We start from the raw sequence: 12,024 nt of genomic DNA, 5'->3' as shown, positions 1-12,024 counted from the left end.
CTAGCGGTTATTCAATAAATCACCGAATGTTAAACGGCGACCTTATGGAAACGCACTTTTCTGTAGAATAGTTTCATTATAACAAGTGTCATTCCTATTATCGATTAAATCCTAGAAAAAGCAGGAATCCCAACATTTTTGTCGAATTATTACAGTACTAAAAGGAGGTTTTGCATGCAGACATTTGAAGAATTTACATATGAACGACCAGACTTACAAAAAGAAAAAGATTCCTTTGCCAATTTGCTTCACACATTTAAATCGGCTGATTCTCTTGATGAATCGAACAAGGCAATTAAAGCGATTAATGCATTTCGAGACAGACTATCGACACTGTTTAATTTAGTGTACATTCGCGCGTCCATTGACACAAATGACGACTTTTACCAAAAGGAACGCGACTTTTTCGATGAAATGGAACCAGAGATTAGAGCACTAGACACTGCTTTTTATCAAGCGCTTATTCAATCACCATACCGTGATGAACTTGAGCAACAATGGGGATCACAACTCTTCCAACTTGCTGATTGTGAAATTAAATCTTTTTCACCAGAAATTATTTCGCTCTTGCAAAAGGAAAACAAACTTATATCGGAATATTCAAAGCTAGTTGCCTCGGCAGAAGTAGAATTCCAGGGAGAGACATACACACTGGCACAGCTTGGTCCGTTTGTCCAAAACAAGGATCGCACCGTTCGTAAGCAGGCTATCGAAGCAAGTGCAGGATTTTTCGATCATAATGCAACAAAGTTCGATGATATTTATGATCAACTTATAAAGGTCCGTCATGAAATAGCAACAACACTTGGTTACAAAAATTTTGTGGAAGTCGGCTATTTACGAATGCAAAGGGTCGATTATAATGCCGAAATGGTCGATGTATTTCGTAAACAGGTTCGTGAATCGATTGTCCCGCTAGTAAGTAAACTTTATAAAAAACAGGCAGAGCGGATTGGTGTGGATTCACTAAAATATTACGATGAAGCCTTCGAATTCAGCAGTGGAAACGCACAACCAAAAGGAAAGCCTGAATGGATTATTGAAAACGGTAAAAAAATGTATAAGGAGTTATCATCTGAAACAAAGGAATTCTTTGACTATATGCTTGATCGGAACTTGATGGATCTGGAAGCGAAGAAAGGAAAAGAGGCCGGTGGTTATTGTACCTTTATCGAGGATTATCAGTCACCATTCATTTTCGCAAACTTCAATGGAACATCTGGTGATATTGATGTACTGACACATGAAGCTGGACATGCTTTTCAATTTTACTCCAGCCGAAACATCGGTATTCCAGAATACTTGATTCCAACTTCCGAAGCGGCAGAGATACATTCCATGAGCATGGAATTTTTCACATGGCCTTGGATGGAGTTGTTCTTCAAAGAGGATACGGATAAATATAAATATTCGCATCTTGCTGGTGGATTGGAGTTTTTGCCATACGGAGTTGCAGTTGATGAATTCCAACACCTCGTTTACGAAAACCCTGAATGGACACCAGAAGAAAGAAAACAGGCATGGAAAAAACTTGAACAAACCTACCTTCCACATCGTGACTATGATGGCAATGCCTATTTGGAAGCTGGTGGCTTTTGGCAGCGTCAGGGACATATTTATGAAGTACCATTTTATTACATTGATTACACCTTGGCCCAAATCTGTGCATTCCAATTTTGGAAACGATCACGGGAAAACCATGAAGAAGCATGGGAAGACTACCTTCATTTATGTAAACTAGGCGGTTCCAAATCATTCCTCGGCCTAGATGAGGCAGCAAATTTACGCTCCCCATTTGAGGAAGGTTGCGTTGAATCTGTCGTTGATACAATTGAGGAATGGCTAGAATCCGTGGATGATAAAGCATTGTAATTTAAGATGGACACTGCCCTGAAATATGGGCAGTGTCTTTTTTGATTTGGTGATGTTTCTGCTCTCGGGCTGATGTTTTCGCGCTCGGGTTGATGTTTTCGTTTTCGGGTTGATGTTCTCGCTCTCCGGTTGATGTTTCCGCTCTCGGGCTGATGTTTCTGCTCTCGCGCTGATGTTTCTGCTCTCGGGCTGATGTTTTTGTTCTCGAGCCGATGTTTCTCCGCTCGCGCCGATGTTTCTCCGCTCGCGCCGATGTTTCTCCGCTCGGGCCGATGTTTTTGCTCTCGGGCCGATGTTTCTGCTCTCGGGCTGATGTTTTTGTTCTCGCGCCGATGTTTCTCCGCTCGGGTCGATGTTTTCGTTTTCGGGCTGATGTTTCTGCTCTCGGGCTGATGTTTCTGCTCTCGGGCTGATGTTTTTGTTCTCGCGCTGATGTTTCTGCTCTCGGGCTGATGTTTCTCCACTCGGGCCGATGTTTTCGTTCTCGAGCCGATGTTTCTGCTCTCGGGCTGATGTTTCTGCTCTCGGGCTGATGTTTTTGTTCTCGAGCCGATGTTTCTCCGCTCGCGCCGATGTTTCCGCGCTCACGCTGATGTTTCTGCTCTCGGGTCGATGTTTCCGTTCTCCGGCTGATGTTTCCGCGCTCGGGCCGATGTTTTTGTTCTCGCGCCGATATTTCTGCTCTCGGGCTGATGTTTTCGTTTTCGGGTTGATATTCCTGCTCTACGGTCGATGTTTCTACTCTCACCCCAATGTTCCCGCTCCCAAGCCGGAAAATCCCCAAAAAAATAGGAGGCTGTTATAGCCCCCACAACTCATTATCAGACGTTGATATCGCCTTCGCTCCTGCACCATAAGCCAAATGAACGTCCTCACTTGTTCTGATCAAACCACCGGCGATGATGGGTATTTGCGTCCGTTCGTAAATTTCCGTAATTAACGTTGGGACTATTCCTGGCATGATCTCAATATAATCCGGTTTCACTCGATTAACAATATGAATTGTATTTTCCAATGCATGGGAATCCACCGCAAACATTCGCTGAATAGCTAATATGTGATGTTGTTTCGCCAATGAAATCACATTACCCCTTGTTGATATAATCCCATCAGGCTTTATTTCCCGGAAAATAAATTCAATGCCATATTCGTCTGTCTTTAGTCCTTGAATTAAATCAGCATGCACTAGTACTTTTTTATTTGATCGTTTTGCATATGACACAAGTGATTTAATTTGTGAAAGTCGCGATTCTAAAAAAATAATATAGTCGTGATTACTATCAAGTAGTTTTTCAAAATCTTTCATTTCCCTAACAGCTGGTAAAATTCCGTTTAGTTCAGCAATAACGATCACCTCATTAGAAAACTTGGCACTCGTCTCTCTATAGCAGGTGCCGAAGTTTTTCATTTATGCTTTCGTGTAAAATATATTTCCGAAACATTATCATAGCATTGCCGTTACGTTTTTGAAAAGTGGAAGGGCGATACAAAATATCAAGTTATCAAAATTATTCAGTTGGAACTAGTTTCAGTTCTTCCCCTTCACTACTGGCTATATTTGTTTCATGGTAGTTCCCTTCGACCCAGTCATCCATTTGATCATGATACCATTCACTTTTAAAATGCCCTGACTGCCCTGGTCCAACGATATGATACCCTAACGCCATATCATTTGTATCAATGACAAATCGCCATGATGCACCATGATCGACTTCACCGGTAGATTCATCATAACTTGCGGCCATTGGTGTCACACTGCTGCCCCCAACAGGAATGGAATCCTCACGATTAAAGAAGAATGCTAAGACTGGGCTCACATCTGAAAGTGGGTGGTAAAACTGGACTTGGTGATAGTCACCCCATTCCCACGCGGATAAATCGTCTCCAAAACTCGATGCTAATTGTTTGATCGTATTCGTTAACGATATATGTAGCACTTCCTTTAGGCCACCATTTTCCTCAATCCAAACTGAATTTCCCCCGTTTGCAGCTTTCCTTAATAGCTCATCCGTTGTTTGACCACGGCTACCAAATAGATCCATCATGTTTTCCGGGATCTCATCGTCATACAATACTGCCTCAACCTCATCCATCCATGTATGGAAAATTAATGGTTGAGCATAACGAACATCATCTTTGTAATCCCATTCCTCCAATAATGTCAACGCTTCTGACTCCGTATCAGAAATATCCGCGCCTTCCAATACTTTCATAAACATTGGAACGAACTCCCGTGCCTGCAAATTCGTTTGATCCATCTGCAAATCTTGCATGTCGTCTACAGTCAAATTATCGTTAGCTGCCAATACTTCTGCAATTCGTTCATAACGATAAGGCTGTGCCCATACGTTGCTTATATGATAAGGATATTGTTCACCGACTACTTTATTGTTTGCTGTAGCAATAAATCCTTTATCTGGATTTACAACAGTTGGCAGTTCATCAAAGGGAATGTAGCCCTGCCAGATATTTTCTTCTTCCCAGCCTGACAATGGCAATAAAGCATCATCACCATTTTCATAGATCGGAATATTACCATTAGCTTTATAAGCAATTGTCCCATCCTTCGCAGCAAAAACAAAATTCTGCGCTGGAGCTAGGAAGTTTTCTAACCCTTTTTCAAATTCATTCCAATTTTTAGCTTTGTTCATTTTCAGAATAGCTTGAAGCTCCGTCGTTGGATCAAGTGCCGTCCATCGCAGTGACATCACAGTATCCTTTCCGCTTTCTTCCGCAAATTCTGAGACAATTGGGCCGTGACGGGTTTCAACAACTTGATAGTCTATTGTATCCCCATCTTTGACTTTGATCGGTTCATCAATCACGTCCGCCTGTTCCCACTCATCCTCAAACAAAAATTCATTTGGATTATCGGGATTGCGTTTTTCAATATACAATTGTTGTACATCTGGTCCTGTATTGGTCACACCCCAAGCAACATGTTGATTATGTCCCAAAATAATCCCTGGAACACCGGCGAAAATTACTCCACCTACATTCATCTCATCCGTTTCTAAATTCATTTGATACCAAATAGACGGAGTGGCCAGACCTAAATGTGGATCATCTGCCAATAACGGCATCCCGGACTTTGTTTTATCCCCACTAACCACCCAGTTGTTACTACCATTAAAAGCATGAGGAATAACCGCATGTTCAAAGCTGCTTGCAACATCTACTTCTGCCTCATTTATAATGGTCGGTTTTGTTTCTGGATAGCTAGGAAATAACTCATAGGCCTTTTCCTCATCAAAGTTATGCAATGCATAATAATTGAAGGCTTGTCTTTCCCAATGCCCCCCAAGGTCAAATGCCATGTATTTCCCAATAGTTAGCGAATCAATTGCTGTCCATTCTGCTGGCTCTGATCCCATCAAGGTAAATTCAACTGGTAAACTGTTATCCTCTTTGGCTTCATTAATATATGTATTCACCCCATCTGCAAACCACTGCAAAACTTGTTTTGATTCCTCTGCATAGATGTCATATGATTCTTCAGCTGCTCTCCTTAACCCAAGCGTTCGAAAATATTTGTCCTGATCAACTGCTGCTTCACCAACAACTTCACTAAGTGTTCCGGAAGCTTGCCTTCTTGACATTTCCATTTGAAACATTCGATCTTGCGCTTGAATATAGCCTTGAGCCATAAATAAATCATGCTCATTTTCAGCCTTTATGTGTGGCACACCATTTTCATCCGTGATAACGGTTACTTCTTGTTGTAAATTTGGCAGTTCGATTGTCCCTTCCAATTGTGGTAATGACTTGTTTACATATGCGTTTATAAAAAAGAATACAGCAAGCCCTAAAGCTAGCAAAACACCGACAATATAAAGTATAATTTTTTTCTTATTACGTTTCTTTTTCCGTGGCTCAGACTTGAGCGGATTTGGTTCGTGTAGTTCCAATGAAAAGTTCCTCCTCTAAAATCTCTCTCATTCGATTAAAATTACAGTATTTTCTGTTTATATTATATAATTCTACATCGATCAAGAAATTCCTCTATTAGAGTGAATTATTATTCAGTCGGATATTATTGGTCAATATAACAGGAAACTTTCACTGAATCCGAGCCTGTGAGAGGAATAATCATAAAAGGATTCAAGATAAAAAAATAGCTGTTCCAATAACTACATGGAACAGCTATATTAAACGAGATGAATAATTATTTAAAAGCTCGGGTTGCTGTCACAGCCTTTTTCCATCCATCATAAAGTTCATTCCTTTTCCCATTTTCCATCGCGTTTTTAAATGTTTTATCATGTTGCCATTGTTTGGCAATTTCATCTTTGTCTTTCCAGTATCCAACAGCTAACCCTGCAAGGTATGCCGCACCTAATGCAGTTGTTTCCTGGACAACTGGCCGTTCAACAGGTACCCCTAATATATCGCTTTGGAATTGCATAAGGAAATTATTTTTTACAGCACCGCCATCAACGCGTAACGTTTTCAAATCGATTCCAGAGTCAGCAATCATTGCATCTAGCACATCTTTTGTTTGGTAAGCCAATGACTCAAGTGTTGCACGGATGAAGTGTTCTTTACTTGTTCCGCGTGTTAAACCAAAAACAGCACCTCTTGCCTCACTATCCCAATACGGTGTTCCTAGACCAACAAATGCTGGTACCATGTAGACGCCCTCCGTAGAATCAACTTTTGTAGCAAAACCTTCACTTTGTGGTGCGTCTTCAATAATTTTCAAACCATCACGTAACCATTGAATTGCGGAACCGGCTACAAAAATACTGCCTTCCAGTGCATACTCTACTTTTCCATCAACACCCCAAGCCAAAGTTGTTAGCAATCCATTATCTGATGCTACGCCTTTTTCACCCGTGTTCATTAGCATGAAACAACCTGTTCCGTACGTGTTTTTGGCCATTCCTTCATTAAAACAAGCCTGACCGAACAATGCTGCCTGTTGGTCACCAGCAATCCCAGCGATCGGAACCTCATGTCCAAAGAAGTGATAATCGACCGTATTCGCATACACTTCAGAGGATTGACGAACCTCTGGCAACATACTTTTTGGAACAGTTAAAATATCCAATAGTTCGTCATCCCATTTAAGATCATAAATATTAAACATCAATGTGCGAGACGCATTTGAATAATCGGTAATATGTGTGTTACCACCAGACAGCTTATAAACAAGCCATGTATCCATTGTGCCAAACAACAAATCACCATTGTCCGCTTTCTCCCTTGCACCATCTACATTATCAAGGATCCATTTCACTTTTGTGCCGGAGAAGTACGGATCAAGCAATAATCCCGTTTTTTCTCTAAACAAGTCATTGTAACCCTTTTCACGTAACGTTTTACAAATTCCTTCTGTCTGACGCGATTGCCAAACGATCGCTTTGTAAATCGGCTTTCCGGTATTTTTATCCCAAACTACCGTTGTTTCCCGTTGGTTTGTAATCCCAATTCCAGCGATTTGGCTTGGATCAACATCCGCTTTTCGCAGAACTTCTGCTACACAAGCTAAAACGGAATTCCAAATTTCATTAGCATCGTGTTCAACCCAGCCCGGTTGTGAGAAAAACTGCTCAAATTCCTTCTGCGCTGTTTCTACGATTGCTCCATTGTGGTCAAAAAGAATCGCACGTGAACTTGTTGTTCCTTGATCCAAGGATAAAATAAATTGTTTTGTCATTATTAATTCCCCCTAATTCATTTTTTCTTCCATTTTGTTAGCTGCTGTTCTCCCTTTTTTCAGTTCAGAACTGGCTGCTCCAATTAAGATAACAGCAATAATCGCACTTAACACCCAAAAGAAGACGGAAAATTCACCTTCAAAGATAGCTTTATAAAAGACCGCACCATAAACACCGCCGATAATTGGACCAACAACAGGAATCCAAGCATAACCCCAATCAGATCCGCCTTTTCCCGGTATCGGCAGAAGCGCATGTGCAATTCTCGGTCCAAGGTCACGCGCCGGATTTATCGCATATCCAGTCGCACCCCCTAATGATAAACCAATGGCAACGATCAATGCCCCAACAATCAATGGGTTTAACCCTTCTGTGAATTCATTGGCACCGATAAACATAAGACCCATTAACAAGACAAATGTTCCGATAATTTCACTAACTAAGTTGGAAAACGGACTGCGAATAGCTGGATCTGTTGCGAATACTCCTAATTTCGCCGCTTGGTCCTTTGTTTCCTTCCAATGTGGTAAATAATTTAAAAAGACGATAGCTGCACCAATGATCGCCCCAATTAGTTGTGCACTAATATACATTGGAACTTTTGACCATGGGAAGTCCCCAGCAGCTGCGAACCCTAGTGTCACAGCGGGATTAATATGAGCGCCAGTAAAATTACCAACCGCATATACCCCCATCGCAACGGCTAGACCCCAACCGACCGTTACGACGATCCAGTCAGATCCCTCAGCTTTCGATCCTTTTAGAACTACACCACCAACAACTCCACCACCTAAAATAATCAGAATCATTGTTCCGATTAATTCAGCTAAAAACTCGGACATCGTATACACCCCTCTGTTTACTAATAACCTTTTTGCAACAACAAGAAACCTTTTTGTGTATAAGAAAAAAGACCCACACTTCTGTAACACACCTTCCCTAAGGAAAGTATTACCGAAATGTGGGTCTCCAAATCTCCACCACGTCATTAACTTGTTATCAACAATTGTAAATCAAACTGAAAACGCTGTCAACAATCATTTTATTTAAAATAGCGGAATTATATAGACGGTGAATCATTTTAGTTGCCGTTTAACATTATGTGAAACTGGCATCAGCGAAGACTTTTTCCTATGTTCGGCCGATGATCCAAAAAGTTTCGCGAAGCAAATCCTCTGACCTGGTCCTCTGTGTAATGTTTCAACAGTTCATTGATGATATTTTGATAGGTCGCGGCATTTTCAAGGCCGTTAATATAACTGCTTATTCCATCAAAATCAGAACCAAAACCTATTTGTGAAACCCCGCCAAGTGAACATAAATGATCAATATGTTTAATAAGATCTGAAATTGTTGCGTTTTGTTCATTACCAGTTGTGAAAAGTGGATGAAAAACGACATGGATAAGTCCATTTTTTTCAAACATTGCTTTTATCTGGTCATCATATAAATTACGCGGGTGATCAGTTAGTGCCCTTACATTGGAATGACTCGCAATTGGATAATCTGCTAGTTCCATAATATCCCAAAACCCTTTTACAGTGGCGTGTGAGACATCGGTAAAAACATTATGCTCATTGTTATATGTAACGACTTCTTTACCAAGCAGTGTTAAGCCACCACCACGAGGCTCCCCTGCACCGTCCGCACACAGGTTAGCATTATTCCATGTCAATCCAATTGATAAAACACCTAATCGATAAAGATGTCGCAGTTTAACTAGGTCATTGCCAAAAGCATCTGCTCCCTCTAATGTTAGAACTGCACCTATTTCATCTTCGTTAAGGTCGTCTAGATCTCCCCATTTTTTAATATGTTTCATTTCAGGATTTTTCCCAAGTACTTCAGAATAAAATAAATCAATCTGTTCCAATGCATGCTGCCATTTCTCATCTGAAGGTACTTCTGGGTGGATGAATATGGCAAAAAACTGTACCATGACATTTCCTTGCTTTAAGCGTTGTAAATTGCTGTCCAATTGGGTTGAATTTTTAAAGGACAAAGGCTCCATATCAAATGCTTGTCCTCTTTTAGCCAGCTGCAATTTTAATAAAACATCGCAATGTGTATCGATTAGTTTCATGCAAAAGTCTCCTTATTTAGTGTTAGGTTTTCCGCTTATTTTGGAATCGTGCTACTATAAAGCACTCTTTTCCTTGACAAACTCAATGCATTTTTCAGCAATGTGTTCTTTGTCATTATCAAGTGTTGCAACATGATAACTGTTATCCAATGAAATAAGCTTTCGGTCTTCTGCTAAAATTGTTTCAAAAATTTCTTGTGAATTCTCCGGTGGTACGACATGATCCTCTACTGACGAAAAAATAAGGGTAGGCATGTTAATTTTCCCCAAATTATTCCGAACCTGTTCTGACAAAGTTATAAGTTCTCTCATCGATTTCACTGGTGTTTTAGCATAAGCGAGCTCTTTTACATTTTCTTTTTTTATATCGGAACCAATCCCATCAACAAATCTCGTATCTGTAGAAGATAAATCCTTGTATGCAGCATTCATTTCAGGCATATGTGTTGCAGCGTTAATCGGCATAATTCCCTTTAGTTCAGGATGATGCTCTGCTAAGTAAAGTGTGAGTGTACCGCCCATTGATAGCCCTGTAACAAACACTTCCGAACATGACTCATTTAATTTTTTCAACCCATTTTCAACCGTTTCCATCCAATTGTGATATGTTGCTTGTTCCATATCTTCCGGTGTAGTTCCATGCCCGGTAAGCCTTGGCCCAAATACAGTGAAACCAACATCAGCCAACTGTTCACCCAAAAAACGCATGCTTTGTGTTGAACCTGTAAACCCATGAATCACGAGTACTCCTGTTTGATTACCAAGAAAATAAAATTCCTCAGCACCATTCATAACCTGATTATTATTCCCCACAACATTTCCTCCTCCAGTTTTAGACAATTCCATTTTATCACAAAGTTGGGACATGGGGACAGGTTAGTTGTCCCATTGCTTTTTTTTGGGAACAATTCGCTGACCCCATGTCCCATCGACTGTTTACCCCCTGCCGCCCGCTCATCATGACTGGGACAAGAAACCTGTCCCCATGTCCCACACAAAAAGAGGACTCGGGTTGAGTCCTCTTTTTGTGTATGCTATTTATTTTCGATTTTGCATACTTTGTTCGGCGATTTGAATCATTCGTTTGACCATTTCGCCACCCACCGATCCGTTCTCACGTGCTGTCGTGTCAGCTCCAGGCTGAACGCCGAATTCATTTGCAATTTCTTGTTTCATGTTTTCCATTGCATTTTCCGCACCAGGCACTAACAAATCATTACTATTGTTGTCATTTGCCATGTTTGATCACCTCTCGTGGGGTTTGGAACAGAAAATCCCTGTTCAACATTATTGTTTAACATTAGGCATATATTATTCCTGGTGAATGGTGGTGTTTTAGGTTTTGTTTACTTCCTCCCATGTCCTTACCAAACCATTGATAATTGGCTCAAGTACATCATTATCGGTATTATACTTGCTATGTGAAAATGGATTCCAGCTTGTAAACATTCCACCAACATTTACGGCAACATCTTTTGTGACATGGGTTTGGAACGTATCATTTAATGATTTTAATGGGTAAGCAAGCACGTCATCTTTATCATAAAAATTAAGCCACTCACCCTGAACATTTGGATAATAATTTTTCAACACTGGCGAAGGAACATAAATGGGTGAACCAAAATCAATATATCGTAAAGACCACAATGCCATTGGACTCCCCATTGTGTAAAAAAGTGTGAGTGTATCACCTTTTTCTAATGGAGAATTTTCCATCGATTGTTTTGTCCACGTCCCTATCTTTTCCCGCCTAAATTGCAAATCAAAAAAATAATTACTTGCAACAATGGAGCCAAGACTGTGACTTATCACGCATAATGGCGCATCAGGACCAGCCTTTTGCTTTAATCTACAAAGTGATTCCGCAAGCATGGCATGCACCTTGTCATAGTTTTGCGCGCCTAGTGTAGTTGGCTGATAGGCCACAGCATCGGCGAGAAATTCAATTGTAAATTGCCGCAATCGATGGTAATCAAGGTCTGCATCTTTTTGTACCCGATTCCAAAGTTTTTCCTGCTCTCCTTCAAATACTTCCGACCAAAACACCGGTTCAAACACCAATTCCTGTTTCAAATCTTCTTGTTGAAATTTTTTTAAAAAACCATCAGCAACTTTTTTGATCATTTCCTCGGCAAAGTTTTCCTCAGGTGTACCTGCTCCATGAAGTATCGCAACAGCAATTTTTTGCGTCATGGGCTCACTCCTTAATTAGGGATTGAAAAGTCAATCATGTTATTACAGATTTTCCGAACGAGAAAGCCCATTCCGGTCCGATAGTACCCCCTTTAGGGATGGGATGATAGTGAGGTCAAATACGGAGTGACACTTTTAACTGTAATGTTTTGTGGTGCTTCAAGTATTTGAAGATTCCACTATCTTTAATTTTATATATTTGTTGCAGTTATAATG

The 12,024-nt window shown here is 40.6% G+C and carries 10 protein-coding genes; 1 reads left to right on the top strand and 9 read right to left on the bottom strand.

What is annotated here, in order from left to right; genetic code table 11:
• The first annotated feature begins 174 nt into the window (after positions 1 to 174).
• A complete protein-coding gene (locus C8270_RS09275; RefSeq protein WP_106496557.1) occupies positions 175 to 1,872 on the top strand; it encodes a M3 family oligoendopeptidase in 1,698 nt (565 codons plus the stop codon).
• A 1-nt stretch (position 1,873) separates the two neighbouring features.
• Here the strand turns inward: C8270_RS09275 and C8270_RS09270 are convergent, their stop codons facing one another.
• The 9 genes from C8270_RS09270 to C8270_RS09230 all read right to left on the bottom strand — a co-directional run bounded on the left by C8270_RS09270 (position 1,874) and on the right by C8270_RS09230 (position 11,808).
• Positions 1,874 to 2,620 (bottom strand): hypothetical protein, encoded by a 747-nt coding sequence (locus C8270_RS09270; RefSeq protein WP_158701681.1) that lies wholly within the window; start codon positions 2,618 to 2,620, stop codon positions 1,874 to 1,876.
• Between the two features lie 51 nt (positions 2,621 to 2,671).
• Positions 2,672 to 3,217, bottom strand: coding sequence for a glycerol-3-phosphate responsive antiterminator (locus C8270_RS09265; RefSeq protein ID WP_106498496.1), 546 nt, complete (start codon positions 3,215 to 3,217; stop codon positions 2,672 to 2,674).
• 163 nt (positions 3,218 to 3,380) lie between these two features.
• Complete coding sequence (locus tag C8270_RS09260; protein WP_106496555.1) at positions 3,381 to 5,780, bottom strand: penicillin acylase family protein; 2,400 nt, start codon at positions 5,778 to 5,780, stop codon at positions 3,381 to 3,383.
• A gap of 257 nt (positions 5,781 to 6,037) precedes the next feature.
• Positions 6,038 to 7,531, bottom strand: a complete 1,494-nt coding sequence (gene glpK, locus C8270_RS09255; RefSeq protein ID WP_106496554.1) for a glycerol kinase GlpK — start codon at positions 7,529 to 7,531, stop codon at positions 6,038 to 6,040.
• Positions 7,532 to 7,543: 12 nt separating this feature from the next.
• Positions 7,544 to 8,374: an MIP/aquaporin family protein gene (locus C8270_RS09250; protein ID WP_106496553.1), complete on the bottom strand. Its 831-nt coding sequence runs from the start codon at positions 8,372 to 8,374 to the stop codon at positions 7,544 to 7,546.
• Between the two features lie 272 nt (positions 8,375 to 8,646).
• A complete protein-coding gene (locus tag C8270_RS09245; protein WP_106496552.1) occupies positions 8,647 to 9,615 on the bottom strand; it encodes a dipeptidase in 969 nt (322 codons plus the stop codon).
• Between the two features lie 54 nt (positions 9,616 to 9,669).
• Complete coding sequence (locus C8270_RS09240; RefSeq protein WP_234028529.1) at positions 9,670 to 10,428, bottom strand: alpha/beta hydrolase; 759 nt, start codon at positions 10,426 to 10,428, stop codon at positions 9,670 to 9,672.
• Positions 10,429 to 10,653: 225 nt separating this feature from the next.
• A complete protein-coding gene (locus C8270_RS09235; protein WP_106496551.1) occupies positions 10,654 to 10,854 on the bottom strand; it encodes an alpha/beta-type small acid-soluble spore protein in 201 nt (66 codons plus the stop codon).
• A gap of 96 nt (positions 10,855 to 10,950) precedes the next feature.
• Positions 10,951 to 11,808: a chemotaxis protein gene (locus C8270_RS09230; protein WP_106496550.1), complete on the bottom strand. Its 858-nt coding sequence runs from the start codon at positions 11,806 to 11,808 to the stop codon at positions 10,951 to 10,953.
• Positions 11,809 to 12,024 lie beyond the last annotated feature (216 nt).

The sequence above is a fragment of the Lentibacillus sp. Marseille-P4043 genome, from assembly GCF_900258515.1.
Taxonomy (GTDB): Bacteria; Bacillota; Bacilli; order Bacillales; family Amphibacillaceae; genus Lentibacillus_C.
The sequence above is the reverse complement of the archived record's forward strand: the minus strand, read 5'-3'. Positions and strand labels throughout refer to the sequence as shown.